The 17208-nt window shown below is 35.0% G+C and carries 14 protein-coding genes; 3 read left to right on the top strand and 11 right to left on the bottom strand.

Annotation, left to right across the window (positions count from 1 at the left end; all coding sequences use genetic code 11):
* Positions 1-27: 27 nt before the first annotated feature.
* From yhaM to V6E76_RS02875, 9 genes are all read right to left on the bottom strand, one after another.
* Entirely contained in the window at positions 28-966 is a 939-nt protein-coding gene (gene yhaM / locus V6E76_RS02915; protein WP_247348814.1) for a 3'-5' exoribonuclease YhaM, read from the bottom strand.
* An 11-nt stretch (positions 967-977) separates the two neighbouring features.
* Positions 978-3905 (bottom strand): AAA family ATPase, encoded by a 2928-nt coding sequence (locus V6E76_RS02910; RefSeq protein WP_247348813.1) that lies wholly within the window; start codon positions 3903-3905, stop codon positions 978-980.
* 7 nt (positions 3906-3912) lie between these two features.
* On the bottom strand, positions 3913-5106 hold the full coding sequence (locus V6E76_RS02905) for a DNA repair exonuclease (protein WP_247348812.1): 1194 nt from the start codon (positions 5104-5106) through the stop codon (positions 3913-3915).
* A 78-nt stretch (positions 5107-5184) separates the two neighbouring features.
* A complete protein-coding gene (locus V6E76_RS02900) occupies positions 5185-5535 on the bottom strand; it encodes a YlbF/YmcA family competence regulator (protein ID WP_035856116.1) in 351 nt (116 codons plus the stop codon).
* 54 nt (positions 5536-5589) lie between these two features.
* Entirely contained in the window at positions 5590-6720 is a 1131-nt protein-coding gene (locus tag V6E76_RS02895) for a DUF445 family protein (RefSeq protein ID WP_247348810.1), read from the bottom strand.
* A gap of 122 nt (positions 6721-6842) precedes the next feature.
* Complete coding sequence (locus V6E76_RS02890) at positions 6843-7289, bottom strand: helix-turn-helix transcriptional regulator (protein WP_247348808.1); 447 nt, start codon at positions 7287-7289, stop codon at positions 6843-6845.
* 229 nt (positions 7290-7518) lie between these two features.
* Positions 7519-8841 carry a dicarboxylate/amino acid:cation symporter gene (locus V6E76_RS02885; RefSeq protein WP_247348806.1) on the bottom strand — a complete coding sequence of 441 codons (1323 nt, stop codon included), beginning with the start codon at positions 8839-8841 and terminating at the stop codon, positions 7519-7521.
* Positions 8842-9002: 161 nt separating this feature from the next.
* On the bottom strand, positions 9003-9635 hold the full coding sequence (locus tag V6E76_RS02880) for a response regulator transcription factor (protein WP_247348803.1): 633 nt from the start codon (positions 9633-9635) through the stop codon (positions 9003-9005).
* A gap of 1 nt (position 9636) precedes the next feature.
* A complete protein-coding gene (locus V6E76_RS02875; protein ID WP_247348801.1) occupies positions 9637-10746 on the bottom strand; it encodes a GAF domain-containing sensor histidine kinase in 1110 nt (369 codons plus the stop codon).
* 113 nt (positions 10747-10859) lie between these two features.
* On the opposite strand from V6E76_RS02875, the gene V6E76_RS02870 reads away from it, so the two are divergent.
* From V6E76_RS02870 to V6E76_RS02860, 3 genes are read left to right on the top strand one after another with little or no spacing between them, the layout of a single operon-like run.
* Positions 10860-11267 carry a disulfide oxidoreductase gene (locus tag V6E76_RS02870; RefSeq protein ID WP_247348799.1) on the top strand — a complete coding sequence of 136 codons (408 nt, stop codon included), beginning with the start codon at positions 10860-10862 and terminating at the stop codon, positions 11265-11267.
* A 16-nt stretch (positions 11268-11283) separates the two neighbouring features.
* On the top strand, positions 11284-11787 hold the full coding sequence (locus V6E76_RS02865) for a thioredoxin family protein (RefSeq protein WP_247348797.1): 504 nt from the start codon (positions 11284-11286) through the stop codon (positions 11785-11787).
* 1 nt (position 11788) lies between these two features.
* Positions 11789-12607 carry an RluA family pseudouridine synthase gene (locus V6E76_RS02860; protein ID WP_247348795.1) on the top strand — a complete coding sequence of 273 codons (819 nt, stop codon included), beginning with the start codon at positions 11789-11791 and terminating at the stop codon, positions 12605-12607.
* Positions 12608-12915: 308 nt separating this feature from the next.
* Here V6E76_RS02860 and V6E76_RS02855 read toward each other — a convergent pair whose 3' ends face one another.
* Positions 12916-14769 (bottom strand): acyltransferase family protein, encoded by a 1854-nt coding sequence (locus V6E76_RS02855; protein WP_499797699.1) that lies wholly within the window; start codon positions 14767-14769, stop codon positions 12916-12918.
* 292 nt (positions 14770-15061) lie between these two features.
* Complete coding sequence (locus tag V6E76_RS02850; protein ID WP_247348783.1) at positions 15062-17185, bottom strand: RNA degradosome polyphosphate kinase; 2124 nt, start codon at positions 17183-17185, stop codon at positions 15062-15064.
* Between the last annotated feature and the right edge of the window lie 23 nt (positions 17186-17208).

The raw sequence follows: 17208 nt of genomic DNA, 5'->3' as shown, positions 1-17208 counted from the left end.
TTTTTTTTAATTTTCGTTAATTATATTTTAAAAGCTCTCTGGATTATAGAAGTTACGTGATTCTAATGGGAAGATTCTATCTGTAAAGCTACCTTTATCAGCTTTATTGATATGCTTATCCATCATCATAATTCTCGCATCAATATTATCAATGAAATGAAGAATTTCTGCTTCTTTAATCATTGGCATCTTAGGTGAACCGTATTCTAGTTTGCCGTGATGGCTCAGGATTAAATGTTTTAATAACATCACTTCTTCACCCTCAATATTGAGCTGTTCTGCAATTTTATTTATTTCTTCAACAGCTATGACAATATGACCAATTAAATTACCTTCATTAGTATACGTTGTTCCAATTGGTCCAGACAATTCTTTAACCTTGCCAATATCATGTAAAATAATACCTGAGAACAATAGGCTTCGGTTTAGTGTTGGGTATATATCACACAATGAATCAGCGACTCTCAGCATGTAGTAAACATGGTAAGCTAAGCCGGATACGAAATCGTGATGATTGCTCATAGCTGCCGGGAATACAGAGAATTCTTTCCTATACTTCGTTAATAACTGACGTGTAATTCTCTGTAGACTACCATTTTCTATTTTCAAACAGTAGTCTAAGATTTTATCGTATAGTTCATCACCATCGATAGGTGCTTTTTCAACGAAATCTTTAGGTTGAAGTCCATCTTCTGGTGTTGCTAGTCGGAAATTTGCAATTTTCATCTGCTTTTTCCCTCTATAATCGATAATATCTCCTTTAACTTTAATCAAAGTTTCAGGTAATAATACTTCAATCTCATCTGGTGTAACATTCCAGTGTTTAGCTTCCACTTCACCTGTTCTGTCTTGGAGAATAATCGTCATGTACGGTTTACCTTGTGTCGTTACACCTTGCTGGGCTCTTTTAATTAAAAAGAATGTATCTACTGAGTCGCCAGCTTTTAACGATGATATATTATTCATTCTTGATCCTCCTACTTATTTTTTTCCTTTAGTCGAATCGTCTGTGCTGACGGAATACTTGTATTTAAATTACAAGTGAAGTAAAGCACTTGATCATTCGTTTTTGTTCTGAAGTAATCTAATATCGTCTTCGTTCTCTCACTATCGAAATGTACGAATGCATCATCAATAATAATTGGCAATTGATAGTAGCCCTTCAAGGCTCTAATAAGACTAAGTCTCAAGCTGATATAAAGCATCTCTTTAGTTGACTGTGACAGTTCCAATGGATGGAATATCTGTCCATTTTTATGTTTTACGAAGATACCTTCTTCATTGTAAATCACATTGATGTAACGACCCTTGGTTACAAACTCAAATGTCTCTCTCGCTTCTTCGATAACGATTGGTAGACGTTCATCTTTAATTGCTTTGATATGAGTTTCAATTAAAATCTTAATATACGTCAGTGACATAAACTCTTCAGAAAGGCTTTGTACTACACTTTCTTGCATACCATATAAATGATTTAGTTCACTGAGTTTACCATCACTTTCAAGGACTTTAATTTCATTATTTAATTCAACTAATGTTTGTTGTTCACTTCGGATTTGTTCAGAGACAACATCTATCTGCTGATTAATTTCATCTTCATCATTTTTAAGATCAGCCAAGAGTCGATTAGATAAGTCATTTCTAAGATCGTAGTCAAAGTGCTCTTCGTCAAGTTTTTCACTAAGCACCTTAAAGCGATTTACATCAGCTGTATATTCTTCATGCTTCCTAGCATAGTAATAATACTCTTCTTCGTCATCCGCTTCAACATAATCTAAGAGTTCATTGAGCTCTCTTTGAGACGTACGATTGCGTTCTTCTAGGACCGAAATTTCATTCTCAAGTAAGTCTGCCTGTTCTCGTAAACGATAATATTTAGATTCATCTGCACTTAACTTGTTCGCCAGTTGATTTGCTTCATGGAAAACAGCATTTTTAGAATAATGAATGCCTAAATTACTGACTTCTTCGCTCACCCTTTGATCAAAATCATTGAGTGCATTGTTTATATCATTTAGTTGGCTTTTTTCCTTATCTATTTGACGGCGTTTTTGTTTAATATCTCTAATTGTAAATATCGCATCAACGATATATTTCGCTTCGATATCTGGGTTTACTTTCAAGTCATTTTTAACACTTAAAAGTTGAGTATTTAGATGATCTTGATTTGCTTCATTGACGGATAATGTCTCATTTAAGTCACCAAGTTTCACTTCAAAAGAACTACGTTTTGCACGTAACGATTTTAGTTCTTGTCTTAAATCTTTAGCCTCCTCAATATCAAAGGCAATATCGTAATTTTGCTTAAGTGATTCAATTTCTTGTTGCAGGTTCATTACCTCATCTTGGTAATCTGTTTTCAAGGTATCCTGTTCCCGATTGTTTGTGATAACCAGTATAAATAAGGCAGCTGCACCTATAGCTAAACTCAGACCGCCATATAAATAACTATCATTAATAATAAAAGTAACACCGATAATAATTGCGACTAAGCTGATAGCAATTATTAAAGCTGCCTGCCAATTTTTTACGCGGTCTCTTTCTCGTTTTTCACGCTCGTAATCTTTTTCTATCAGTTGATACATGCGTTTTTTCTCAACGAGTTCAAATTCCTTATCTAATAACTCGCGTTTTTTTGCCATTCTCTGATCATCTATTTGGATTGACTCAGACGCTTCAATTTCAGCATCCAATTGTTTGATATCACCATTTAAATGATCAATTTCTCGGATCAAATACTGTTCTTCCAGCATGATCTCGTCATATTTAGATAAGAGTGATTGTACGGTTTCTCTGACAATATTAGAATCATCCACATCTAAGTGCTCTTCTTGCCAGCCAATATCCCTTTGATTATTCAGGATACTGTCTTCTAAATTAGAAATTGAATTGGATAGTCGGACAACTTCTAAGTTTTGTTGTCTGATTTCAGGCTCTTCTTTTTGTAATCGGTCTAAATATTCCATTACCGACTTATCTGGTAATTCTACATGTTGAATTTCATCGATTAAAGTTTTAAGTTTTTCCTGACGTAAACCAATATCCCTTGCAGATTGCTTAATATGATTTCTCAGAGACTCGTATCGCTCAATTCCGCGTTCAGGGAAGTTTACCGGCTCTATATCTAATTTACTTTCTAACTGCTTCCAATCTTTAATATCTTTATGGTACATAACTTCTTTCATCTTCTGTTTACGTACCATATCCAATTGATTTAGTGCATGTTTTTTAGCATTTAAGTTTTCAAGCGTCTTAACTTGTTCTCCGACTAAATATTTATAGCGATCCTCCTGCTTTTCAACAGAACGGATTTTTTCGTTAAGTTCCTTTAAGTGTTCTAATTCTACATTGATAGTAGGATTAATACCGTTACGCTTATAGAGTGTTTTGAGTTCTTTATCGATAGCGCCAAGCATCTCATCATATTCATGAGAACCTAGTGCACCTGCTCTTAAAAGATATTCTTGAAGTTTATCCTCAGTCATATTTTTATGAATATCTTGTAACCCTAGAACATCAAAGGAGAAGATTGAGCGATAGGTTCTCTTATCGATGTAGTTGAGCTTTTTAGCTAACCACTCCTCACCTCTCATCGTGCCGTCCTTAAAATACACTTTGACGTCGCCTTGAACTTTACCTTTAAGACGTTCTATTTCAACAGGTTCTTCCTCATCGTTAAACTGAACCGTCAGTTTCCCACCATATAAATTATGCATGCGTGGCTCACGACGGGGTTCTTGTTCTTTTTTAGTAGGGAAACCAAAAAGCACTGAATGAATAAAGGACATCATCGTAGACTTACCCGCTTCATTCTCACCGAATACTTGAAGAAAATCCTGGTTTGTATTGTATTCTTGCTTTATTAATTTTCCGTATCCATATATATTTACCGAAAGTATTTTCATATGCTCACTACTTCCTCATTAACATTTTCAGGCGATCTTCACCCATTTTAAGCAGTTCATCTTGAGAAATCTCACCAATTGGTGGAAGATATCGATTAATATTAGGATCCATATACATCGTATTTACTGCTTCTCTAAAGAGTTCTTCGTTATTTGAATAACTTTTCTTAATGTCATTTAATAAAGCAATTTGCTCAGCATTATTATAAGTGACCTCAATGTTATCAATCCACACAAACTGATCAATATTGACTTCGTCTTCTTGGAGCAGTTCAATAAGTTCATTGAAGTCCATTAATGACATTTCTTCTTCCCCATCATAATTGAGTGTGAGATTGATAATATATTTATTTTTTTCTCTTAACCCTTGTTTAAACTCAACAATTTTTTGATAGAGTTTCTCTTTTTTTAGTGTATCTACCTTAAGTTCAAAATTATTAAAGACAACTTCTTGTACAGGTACAAATTCAGTCGATAAACGAACGTCATCACCTTGAACTAGTAAAAATCCCTTTTCGCCTGTTTCATTTTTATGACGACCTTGGATATTACCCGAATAGTGAATCAGTGGCAGATCTGATAACTGTTGACGTACATGAATGTGACCAAGTGCCCAGTAGTGATAAAGTTTATTATTTAAAGCTTCTAAATTAAACTCTGTATAACGTTTAACATCATTGTCGGTCTTCGCATAAGTACCGTGTAAGAGTCCAATATGAATTCCTCTATTATCTGTATTCGTTGGATACTCATCTAACTTATTCTCATAAGACTCATCCAACAGATAAGAGAACCCATGTAAGTAAACACGTTCACCCTTATTACTCATCATTTCATACGTTTCAACATTCTCTTTAAAGACCGCAACATTTTCCGGCCAGTTTGTTTTAAAACCTGAAGATAATGGATCATGGTTTCCGTGAATCATATAGACAAATATTCCCTTATCTTTCAATCTATTAAATTGATTTTTTAAGAATATTTCCGATTTTAAAGAACGATTAGACTGATCAAAAACGTCTCCTGAAATAAGTATAAAATCAACGCGTTCTGAGATTGCAAAATCAACCATACGCGTGACACTTTTATATGTGCTTTCCATGAGTATTTCTAGTATACTAGCGGGCATTTTTGTCCGTGATTTAAATGGACTATCTAAATGCAGATCAGCTGCATGGATAAATTTTACCACTGGATTCATCCTTTCTTAGGCGAAAAATCTGTTCTCCAACATTATAACAAAAATGAGAGGCCGTAAGGCCTCTCATTTATAATTAATTTATTGATTGTTGATTTCGTACAACTCTTCAATAGGTTTCATAATTACACGGTTTAAGTCTTGGATAAGCTGACTCATTTTTTGTTCTGCTTCCATTAAACCTTTAATGTTTTCATCGTTCTCAATTTCTTGAGCTGAGCTCTGAGCTTTTTGAATGTCTTCTTCAAGAAGTTCTTCACCTTGCATTTGTTTTTGTTGTAGAGTCATTTGTAATTCTCTAAACTCATCAAAAAGTTTTTTAGATTCTTCATTCTCGTTTACTTTAGAATAAAGTTCCTGCATTTGTTGGAATTCTTCTGATTGACGTAAAGCACTCTCTAGTGCGTTCGCCTGATCATATACATTAGTCATTTGAAAAAAAGCTCCTTTTAGTTTGATAATTTTACATTAACACAAATTATGCAATTAGAAAAACAATACTAACATGCCTTGGAACAATCCGACAATACCCCCGAGTAAATAACCCAGTAGCATAATCATTTTAAATTCCTTATTTGCTACATCCATCACTAATGACTCAAGTTTACTTAACTCAAAGCTATCAATTTGTTTCTTAATCACGTCAGCAAGCTGAAGCTTGTTGATGATCTTCGTCATATTTTTAGATGAATAGGCAATGAAGTCGTCTTTCAATTTGTATTTACCCTTTTCCTTAAAGCGTTCAAACAATTCAGGATTAAAGTTGACAATTGGTGTATTTAAAATCTCCCTAATATCTATTTTTTCTTGTAGGACTTCAACAATGCTATTGAGAATTTTGTCCCTATCTTGGATTGAGACTACATCATCTAAGCGATTATTTTTAAATTTCTCATACTCATCTAAAATCACTTTTTTCTCTATATCAATCATCTTATCCTGACTGATAAGTTTAAGTAGCTCATCTTGGACTCTTAGAGCTAGAGCCTCTTTAGTCATAAAGTATTTAAGCCCTTTTGCTATTCGTCCCCTATTCTCTATAAATTCATCTACCATAGTAAATATGTCTTTATAACCTTTTTCACTCGACAAATAGCTACTGATCTTGTTGTTGATATCATAAGCAAGGTGATCCACTTTTTGATCTAAGGACGCTAGCGCATCATCAGGAATCAAACTACCCACTTCTCTTTGGTATAGTTTTTGTCCTTCTACTTGTACTTTCGATTTAATTTCTTCATTAAAAAAGTGAAGTAACTTGTCAGTCAATCCATCAGACAGACGTTCTAAAAAGTATGATGGGGTTAGCTTTTCTTGTTCAATCGTTTCAATCTGACGATCGATGAAATGCATAATTAAATTATTCGTTTCAGGGCTTTGTAATTTATCCCTAAAAACTTCTGGTGTTAATAAGTGACCAGTAACAATTTCACCGAGTTTCGTCGATGCTTCGTCACGTCGTAAAGGAATGACACCCGGCGTAAATGGCAGTCTCTTACCGAATAAATATTTTGCCTCATATGGTCTAAATAACATTTTAATTGCGAGTGTATTTGTAAAACCACCTATTAAAGCCCCTGTTATTATCATTATTGCAATTTGTAAAATTGGATTCATTGAATTTCACCTCTTATTCGCCTTAATAACTATATACAACTTTAGATACAATTTAAAGGAAAAGCATTAAAAAGAAGCCTAAGGACACATCATCTAGTCTTTAGGCTTCATAATAAAGTATATTATCTGTTACTTACACGCTCAAAATACGTTCTCATTTCTCTCTCGATATATGAAGCATGTAGGGGTTGGTTCTTATCACTAATTACACGGTAAATTGAATTCGTTTTGTTGAATTCTAATTTGTATCCTTTGTTTGTTTCTAACGTTTCCCAATAGATATTCCCTTTATTGTAGTTAGGGTAAATTGCTGAACCTCTGGATAACACTTGTACTAATTCTAAAGGATCTCCACCGAACGTATTGGTTAATACTTCACTATTTCTAAATAGTGCACAGAGTGACACACTCGTCGTCCAGTTAGGTACGATGCGTTCTTTTTCTATTTGTACTAGTGTCTTTTTGGATAATCCAATTGTATGGCTCATAGCATCTTGGGTGTAACCAGCCTCCGTTCTAACTATTTTGAACTTCGACTGTAGAATTTGTGTGAATTCTTGCTTATCCATTTAGATCGTCCCTTCATCTCACTGCGATTAACTTATATTAACCACCTATCATATCACTTTTTGTCTATTCAATATTTTAAATGATAATTATTACAATTAAAAGAGCTTTGGGAAAGAATTCACTAATTATTCACTATTATAACGAGATTATCATCGATTAAAATAAAATCGTTATAATCTGATAACATACAAAAAAGTGAGGCGTCCGAAGACGCCCCACCACAACTAATTATTTTTCAACGATTTCACCGTCGACGTATTTATGTTTACCCTTGATGAACTTACCTTCTTTAACATCTTGTTGATGGTCAATGATCATAGCCACTGTCGCATCTCCTGTGATGTTCACTGTTGTACGTGTCATATCAAGTAATCTATCAATCCCTAAGATGATACCAATGGCAGCTGGATCAAGTCCAACAGCAGTTAGTACCATGGCAAGCATTACAAGTCCTACACCAGGAACACCAGCTGTACCGATACTTGCAATTGTTGCGATAATTACCACTGTTACCATCTGCATGATTGTTAAATCAACACCAGACAATTGTGCAATAAATACTGTCGCAACCCCTTGCATTATGGCTGTACCATCCATATTAATCGTTGCACCTAAAGGTTGAACGAATGCGGAAATACTCTTTCTGACTTTCAGTCTATTCTGAGCCGTTTCTAAAGAAACCGGTAGTACAGCAGATGATGATGAAGTACTAAAGGCAACAGTCATAGCTGGAGTAAAGTTTTTAATGAACCAAACAAAGCTTTTCTTCGCTAAGAAAGTTACTGCAGAACCATAGACAACTGCAAAGTGAATAAACAAGGCAAGTAATACACATAAGAAATACATTCCGAGCTGTTGAATCGCACCAAAACCAGCATGAGTAAATGCTGTTGCTACTAGACCAAAAGCACCAAGTGCTGCGAAGTATTTCATGATTGCTAAGACAATCCACATGATGACTTCGTTAGCTTGTTCAAATAATTTAACGATTCCACTAGCTTTTTCCTTAACAGCAATTAAACCAACACCTATGAAAATCGCGAAAGCTATGATTTGTAACATATCTTGCTCTGCCATTGCCATAAAGATATTATCTGGAATAATATTGATTAGCGTTTGGTCAAACGTTTGTTCCATCGCTAATTCAGTATCTCCACCTTCAAGTTCTGTCTCACGATATTCTGTCACTTCATCAGACTGAAGTAAATTCGATTGACCTTCCCCTGGTTGTAAAATTAAAGCAATTCCCATCGCAATCGTAATTGCTATTGCAGTTGTAGTTAAATAAAATATTAACGTTTTAACACCGATTGCTCCAAGTAGTTTAGGATCACCTACACTAACAACACCCAGTGTAATTGAAATGAATACTACAGGCACAACGACCATAAATATTAGATTTAAGAATAATTGCCCAAGTACATTGAATATGTACTGATCAATCCATAAGACCCAACCTTGGTCTACCATGGTATTGAAAATTGAACCTACAGCTATACCTGCTATTAAAGCGATTACAATATAAATTGTTAATTTGTTACCAATCTTCAAGTGTATATCCCCCTTTATCTATATTCTCTGAATATGTATTCAAGTATACTGTCTATAACGATGATTTGTCTATAGAATTATTGTTAATATATATTTACAAGTCTTTTAAACATGCATGGTTAAGCGTTTACACAAAGTAAAGTTTTTTAAAATTTATGCAACTAAAATTCGATAATATTAAATTTTATTGCATAAATTGCCGCTTGTGTTCTATCTGAGACTTCCAACTTATTCAGAATATGACTCACATGTGTTTTTACAGTCTTTTCACTCACAAATAATGTCTCTGATATTTCTTTATTAGACAAACCGTTGACGATTTCCTTTAGCACTTCCATCTCACGACGTGATAAGACATTTTTTTCATGTGGTAAAACGCCACCTTCATCTATAATCTTCAATATATCCGGATGAACGACCCGCTTACCTTCAATGACATCTCTAATAGAATTGGTAAGTTCATCGATATCCATTTCCTTAATAATATAGCCATCTGCCCCAGCCCTAAACACTGGGCGAATGTATTCCTCACTCGTGTAACTAGATAAGACGAGCACTTTTATGTTTTTGTATTTTTCTTTTAGTTGAGTGGTTAGCCCGATACCATCCATTTCAGGCATGACTAAATCGATGAGTGCAAGATCAATTTTCTCTTCAGTGGTCGATAAAAAATTTAGCGTATCTTCACCACTATCAAAATCGTTGATGACCTTTAAATCCTCAGTAGTAGATAAGAGAAACTTCATACCTTCTCTTACAACCTGATGGTCGTCAGTTAAAATAATGTTGTACATACTAGCGACTTCCTTTCGGTATATTAATATTTATAACGGTCCCTTGACCTTCACTTGTTCTTATATCAAACTGTCCCTGCATATTCATTGTCCGTTCCTTCATATTAGACAATCCATGACTAAATTGATCGGTCGTTGACGGATCAAATCCTTGTCCGTCATCTTGAATGGATATATCTATACATGATTCATCATTAGAAATTAAAATTTTTACAGCGCTTGTTTTTGCATGTTTTCTTACATTATTCATACCTTCTTGAATGATTCTGTAAATTTCTATCTCCATTTTATCTGGAACATTGTAAAAACCACTTACAGATACATGGACTTCAAGCTGCAAAATCTTCCCGTAATTTTTAATTGCTTCAATAATACCATTTTCTAAACCAATCGGTTTAAGTTGCCAAATTAATGCTTTCATCTCTTCCATAGCGTATTTAGCAGTATCTTCTATTCGAGTAAAAGCCATAGAAGATTGTTTTGTGTCTTTTATAGCTTGAGCTGCATGCGATGTAATACCAATAGAAAATAACATTTGGTTAACTGAGTCATGCAGTTCTCTTGCGAGTCGTTGACGCTCTTGAATAATCATGTTCTCTCTTTCTCTGACGGTTAAATCCAAACGCTTTAAGGAAGAGCCTAACTGAAATGCAACTGATTCTAATAAGTCGAGTTCATCTTTTTGAAACTCTTTGGTCGATGGTGTCGCAACGTTTAAAAGACCGAAGGTTTCATCCCCAGACATTAATGGTACTGTAGCATGATGGGTGAAATCACTATTCTCATACGGTCTTTCACGAGCGGCTCTTTCCAATCTAGAACAAGCGACTATATTGGTTGCCTTAGATAGTTCGTTCTTATTAAATTTATTGACACACCAGCACTTGTCCTGACATAAATAACGATTATCATCGTATTCTAACGAAGGTGGTAATTGATAATGTGCGCTAAGTTCATGCACGCCTCGCTCATTAATAAAAAAGATCCACCCAGTTTCAAATATAGAATGATCAATGAGTAGTTTCAAAGCACCATCTATCATGGACTGACGATGTGTCTCTGCATTTAGAAACTCCGCGATATCTTTTAATAATTGAAGTTTACTTTTCATAATGTTCACCACACAGATAAGATATTGTAAGAAATTTGTTACACTTGAGATAATTATTATCACTTATAATATAACAGTAGGTTACAAAAAAATAACGAAGGGATTGACTAACAATGAAAAACAACAAGTTGTTCACCCAACTAATTTTCATCGTTTCATTGTTCGCCACACTCGGATCACTGTATTTTAGTGAGATTCGTCTGTATGAACCGTGTGAAATGTGTTGGTATCAACGTATACTTATGTATCCAATTGTAATCTTGTCACTAATTGGAGTTATCCAGGAAGATAATAATGTTAGACTATACGCAAGAGTGATGAGTGGAATTGGTATATTAGTCTCTACATACCATTATGGCCTACAAAAAATCCCCGCACTTGGTGAGAGCGCCAACGCTTGTATGGGTGTTTCATGTACAGTACAATATATAAATTGGGGTGGATTTATTACCATTCCCCTACTTGCACTGACAGCATTTATCATTATTTTTATTTTATCATTCTTTATTAAAAAAGATTAAAGAGGAGAATTATTAAATGGGAAACAAAGTATTTTACGGGATTATTGCCCTTATTGTAGTAATATTTATTGCCGTTTTCGTTGTAGTAAGTAATCAGTCGAGCGATCCAGAATCTTTAAGTGAGAGTGGCTACTACCCATACACTGATAAAGAACCAGACGAGTTAAGCGGTCCAACAATTGACACTCTAGATAACGAAGATTACCAAGCAAACAAAACACCAGCAGAGGTAGAGGAAATCGTTAATTCTGGAGAAGGTGAATTCGTTTATTTCTGGAGTCCAACATGTGTACACTGTCAGGAAGCAACTCCGATGTTAACTGATGCACTTGATAATATTGACAATGAAGTCACACAACTTAACGTATTAGAATACGACCAAGCTTGGGAAACATATGGTATCAACGCGACACCAACTTTAATTTACTTTGAAGATGGAGAAGAAGTTGAGCGCCTAGAAGGTAACCCAGGATCTACTGAAGGCTTTGAAGAGTTCATGACTGCTGCAACAGGCGAATAATATGAAATTTATACTTCAAGAAAAGTTCAATGGTCAATCAATTGAATCTGTCCTGACTGAGTGTCATGTGCCTAAAAAAGAATTGCATTGGCTACGCATGTCTAAAGACATAAAAGTAAATAATGAAGATCGAAAGCTGACAGATACAGTTGTCGCTGGAGATCTAGTGGATTTACCAGACTTTAATCATGAGAGTAATTATAAGGAAAGTGGTCAGCAGGCAAAGATTATTTTTGAAGATGACAACCTTCTAGTCGCTCAAAAACCTGCTGGTCAAAAAGTACACCCTAATGATCCAGGTGAACATAATACATTAGTGAATGACGTTATTTCATCAACAATTAGTCCCTATGTTGAACCAGTTCATCGGCTTGATGTTGATACAAGTGGTATCGTACTATTTGCAAAAAATGCATACATGAAGAAAATATTGGACTATATATTAGCGAAAAATGAAATCGAACGCATTTATAAAGCACATGTGAAACTCGGTAGTAAAATCAATAAACAAACAGTTATTGCACCGCTCGGACGTAAACCACATACCAATCTTTACCATGTGACTCGTGAAGGTAAAACCGCAATCACTCACATCATAGAAGTGAAAAAGTTAAAGCACTATGAAGAATTAACTGTCGAATTAGAAACAGGCAGAACCCATCAAATTCGAGCACATCTTAAACATTTAAACGCTCCGATTATCGGTGACAAACTATACGGTGGACCAACTTCACCATATATGCATCTCTACGGTTACCAGGTTTCATTTACCAATCCCTTAAGTCGAGAGAAAGTTAATGTAACAATGGTTGAAGACTAAAATAGACGACTGATACATGTCAGTCGTCTTTCTTATATTTTAGTACCTATTCAATTGGGGGAGTGAAGGTCAACGTCAATTTGGCGTTGACCTCCAAACACCTTAGAAGGTCAACACCAGTTTGGCGTTGATCTCCAAACATCTCAGAAGGTCAACACCATCTCACCGTTGGACTCCCAACTCATCAGAAGGTCAACACCATCTCACCGTTGGACTCCCAACTCATCAGAAGGTCAACACCATTTTACCGTTGGACTCCCAACTCATCAGAAGGTCAACACCATCTCACCGTTGATCTTCCAAGTAACTTATTCACCTTTAACGTTCTCTAATTCTCTCATCAGGTCGTCTTTGATCACTGGTCCCAATGTTCTAGAAAATGAATTCGTCATATGACTAGAGTCGAAATATACAAAGACATTGCCTCGAACTGGTGTGAATACTTTTCCTGGAGCAATATTTTCACTGTAATCGTAAACGACAGCACCTGTATCTGTCACTTCATCCCAATTTCTTTCTGGTAAGTGTTGTGATACATCGTAGTGGGCAGAAGTATCTCTTTCATAGGCTTCGATTGCATTTATGGTCAATCTAGGATTATCTCTCACAGCAAATACCTGAAGTCCTAAATTTTGGACAAATTCAAACTCATCAATGAAACCTTCGGGTACGTCTACTTCCTCAACATTCCCCACATCAGCAGATGTAAATAGTAAGTCAAATGATTCACTATTTTCTTCTAAGTATTTATTGACATTACTCATCCAGTCCATTGAAACTTGTTCTATTTGCTCCCCCATAGTAAATCTTGCATTCGCCTTACCTAAGTGCGTTATTTTTATTTTTTCTGTCTCAGCAATTTGTTGAAGCGCACCAAGCCAATGGCTGGAATGTGAACCTCCCACAAGTAAAATGTGATAATCATAATTTTCAATTTGCCCGTAGGCTTTAGGTTTTAAATCAGCCCCCTCATATATCATGACACCATCACTATAGGCATCTGACATATCATCTTTGACGGTTTCAACTGAAGGTACTGGGTCTTCTTCACTTATAAATGTTGGGTCTGCACTTGCTCCTGGGTATACTTGACTCGGTATTACCGTCTCATCAACATCTTGTCCGTTAGCTTTATGATCTATAGCAAGTAAACCAATTACACCGAATGTTAACACTGCAAGCATTCCCACTCTAATAAACGCACTTTTACCTGTACGCTTTCTCATTGGAGTTTCTATAAATTTTGTAGACAATAAACTCAATATAATTGAAGCTACAATAATGAGTATCCCAGTCACAATAGTCATTTCTTCATATACACTGTAATTATAGAACGATAAAATTACCCAGTGCCACAAATAAATACCAAACGATATTCCACCGAGTTTCATTAATGCCGGTTGACTTAATAACCTTTCGACGCCATACGATGATACTTGATTACCGGATAACAAGATTAAAACTGCACAGATCATAGGCCAAAGTGCAACATAACCTGGGAACATTGTTGATACATCAAAGATAAGCCCAGTAACAAGTAATCCTAATAAACCAAACCATCCTAAAACATTGGAAACAATCATGGGTAACTTCAATTTATGTAAATTTAAATATACTAAACCACCCAAAGCAAACTGCCAGCTACGAGCTAAGGGATTAAAGTAAGCAAAGGCTTGGTTATCATTTGTTGCATAAATAGAATATGTGAGTGAAATTATAAATATTATTGCGAATACACTATTTAGTGTTGTATGTATATTTAATCCTGTTTTCTTTCTCCATATTAAAACGATAACCGTAAAGATAATGAACCACATGATATAAAATTGTCCTTGTATCGACATTGCCCAAAAGTGTTCAATTGGTGTCTTCGCTTGTTCTGAATTCAAATAATCTGTATTAGAAAATGCTAACTGTAAATTTTGATAGTAAAATAAAGAAGCGAGTAACTCTTTTATTGTTTTAACGACTAAGGAGCCAGGGACCAAGAAAAATGTTGCAATACCCACAACCAACAATACGACAGTAGCATTAGGTAACAGCCGCTTCAACAACCCTCCAAAAAATTTACTAAACGATAAAAACCCGTCCTTATTGATCTTAGAAATAATGGATGCGGTAATCAAATACCCAGAAATTATAAAGAATACATCTACCCCCACCTGAAACTCTACCAAGCCAAATATGGTAAATGGCCACAAGCAGTGCTGCAACAAATCTAAGACCTTCTATTTCGGGTCTAAATTTCTTTTCCATTTGTAAAAAGTCTGACGACAATCCATTCACGTCCTTAAATAATAAAAATAACTTATTTATAATAACATAAAATTTACCAATTCTACTTTTAAATTCTTTCCCTTTTATTTGAAAATTGTATATTAACTATTAATTATTCATTCAACATTGAAATAAAATGCCCCTGGAAATTCCAGGGGCATGCTTTCAATATATATCCTATTTTCTAAAACGACTCTTGATACGTTGTAGTATATTACTACTCTCATCTAACATTTCCGTTTTCTTCTCTTCACCATGTTCAATGGCACGTTTCATCAACTCTTCTTGGACACTTAATGGAGGTAAGTCATTCTTCACATACTCATAAGTACCATCTGAAAGTTGTCTACGAGCTTTTGTATTATCACGTAAATAAAGTTCATTGATTTCAAGTAGTTCATCCACTATTCTTGGATCATTAATCGGGAACAGTATTTCTACACGTTTAATCATGTTTCTTGTCATAATATCTGCAGATGAGAGATACATGTCTCTCTCTCCATTATTATAGAAGTAATATATTCTTGAGTGTTCAAGAAAGCGTCCAACAATACTGATTACAGTAATGTTATCACTGACACCTTCTATACCGGGTTTCAAGCAACATATACCACGAATAACAAGATCAATTTTTACGCCTTCTTGAGAAGCTTCTAGCAACTTATCAATAATTTTCTTATCTGTTAAAGAGTTCATTTTGGCATATATATAACCATTACCATGAGTTTTGTGACTCTCAATTTCCCGGTCGATTCGCTCAGAGAATAAATCCCTTATTTCAAATGGTGCAACATGTAATTCTTTATACTCTGGTTTTAATGAGTATCCACTTAAGTAGTTAAAGAAGTTTACAGCATCATCACCAATATTTGGGTCAGTCGTAATAATCCCCATATCCGTGTACAATTTCGCTGTCGAATCGTTATAGTTACCCGTTCCTAAATGTACAAACTTAACAATTTTTTTATTCACTTTTTTAACAACTAAAGTAATTTTACTATGCGTTTTTAAGTAATTCATGCCGTAAATAACATGACAACCCGCATCTTCCAATTCTTTCGCCCAGTGGACATTATTTTCCTCATCAAACCTTGCCTTTAATTCAACTAATACAGTCACTTGCTTACCGTTCTCCGCAGCGAGCTTTAATGATTCGATAATCGGTGAATCACTCGAAACACGGTATAGTGTCTGTTTAATAGCAAGCACATCCTTATCATTCGCCGCCTCTTGAACGAATTCAACAATCGGTTTGAATGATTCATAAGGGTGATGGAAGAAAATATCCTCTTTCAATGTTGTTTCATATACATTTCTATTCCCTAAAAACTTAGCTGGCTGTGGGAAGAATGGTTTAAATACCAGATTCGGGAAACGATTCTTCAGGTCACTAACCAGTTCAAATAGGAATGTTAAATCTAATGGTCCATCAAATCGATATACATCCTCAGGATGTAATGATAACTGTTCTTCTAAGAAAGAACCGTTAATTGTTTCATCTCTACTACGATCAATCTCTAGACGTACTGCCGCACCTTTTGTTCGTTCTTTTAAGAAACGTTCAATTTCAATTAATAGGTCAGCGGCACCCTCTTCATGAATCGTCAAGTCAGCATTTCTAGTAATTCGAAACGGAAAAGTTCTTTCAATTTTATAGCCATTAAATAGTTTATGAACATATTCATTAATGATATCCTCAGCCAAGACAAAATAAGTCTTATTATCTTCATGCAACTCAAAATAACGTCTTATGACAGTAGGCAACTGAACAATCGCTGTCTGTTTACCGACTTCATTAGAAAGATCGACAAATAAGTTTATTTTTTTGTTCATTAGTTTTGGAAAAGGTCGATATGCATCGATACCTAGTGGTGTTAAAGACGGTAATATCTGATCATCAAACAACTGCTCCAACTGTGTTTGAAGTGCTTTTGAAAGCTCAGACGGCCGCTTTATAAAAACATTCAATTTCTCTAATTCACCAATTAAACTGTGATAAGTTTCATATTGAATTCGGCAATTTTCACGGTTTAATTCACCGATACCTTGAAGCTGTTCTTCAGGTGTCATCCCAGTTTTCGTATCAGGTTCTGCATAATTCATTTTCACTTGGTCTTTAAGCCCAGCCACCCTAACCATAAAAAATTCATCGAGGTTGGAACTTGTAATTGCGACAAATTTAAGTCTTTCGAGAAGAGGATTACGTAAATCACTTGCTTCTGCTAATACTCTATAATTAAATCTCAACCAGCTGAGCTCTCTGTTATTATAATATGATTTATCGTTTAATTTATAAGTCATTTGTATCCTCCTAACCTCGATTA

Origin of the sequence: Jeotgalicoccus huakuii (assembly GCF_036665975.1) — a bacterium.
Lineage (GTDB): Bacteria > Bacillota > Bacilli > Staphylococcales > Salinicoccaceae > Jeotgalicoccus > Jeotgalicoccus marinus.
Note: the sequence above shows the minus strand (reverse complement) of the source record. Positions and strands in the feature narration are given on the sequence as shown.

Bases quoted from the DNA above. Each gene is read 5' to 3' on its own strand.
- V6E76_RS02870 (WP_247348799.1), top strand. From the start codon at position 10,860: ATGAAAAACAACAAGTTGTTCACCCAACTAATTTTCATCGTTTCATTG.
- V6E76_RS02850 (WP_247348783.1), bottom strand. From the start codon at position 17,185: ATGACTTATAAATTAAACGATAAATCATATTATAATAACAGAGAGCTC.
- V6E76_RS02875 (WP_247348801.1), bottom strand. From the start codon at position 10,746: ATGAAAAGTAAACTTCAATTATTAAAAGATATCGCGGAGTTTCTAAAT.
- yhaM (WP_247348814.1), bottom strand. From the start codon at position 966: ATGAATAATATATCATCGTTAAAAGCTGGCGACTCAGTAGATACATTC.
- V6E76_RS02895 (WP_247348810.1), bottom strand. From the start codon at position 6,720: ATGAATCCAATTTTACAAATTGCAATAATGATAATAACAGGGGCTTTA.
- V6E76_RS02910 (WP_247348813.1), bottom strand. From the start codon at position 3,905: ATGAAAATACTTTCGGTAAATATATATGGATACGGAAAATTAATAAAG.
- V6E76_RS02900 (WP_035856116.1), bottom strand. From the start codon at position 5,535: ATGACTAATGTATATGATCAGGCGAACGCACTAGAGAGTGCTTTACGT.
- V6E76_RS02890 (WP_247348808.1), bottom strand. From the start codon at position 7,289: ATGGATAAGCAAGAATTCACACAAATTCTACAGTCGAAGTTCAAAATA.
- V6E76_RS02905 (WP_247348812.1), bottom strand. From the start codon at position 5,106: ATGAATCCAGTGGTAAAATTTATCCATGCAGCTGATCTGCATTTAGAT.
- V6E76_RS02880 (WP_247348803.1), bottom strand. From the start codon at position 9,635: ATGTACAACATTATTTTAACTGACGACCATCAGGTTGTAAGAGAAGGT.
- V6E76_RS02865 (WP_247348797.1), top strand. From the start codon at position 11,284: ATGGGAAACAAAGTATTTTACGGGATTATTGCCCTTATTGTAGTAATA.
- V6E76_RS02860 (WP_247348795.1), top strand. From the start codon at position 11,789: ATGAAATTTATACTTCAAGAAAAGTTCAATGGTCAATCAATTGAATCT.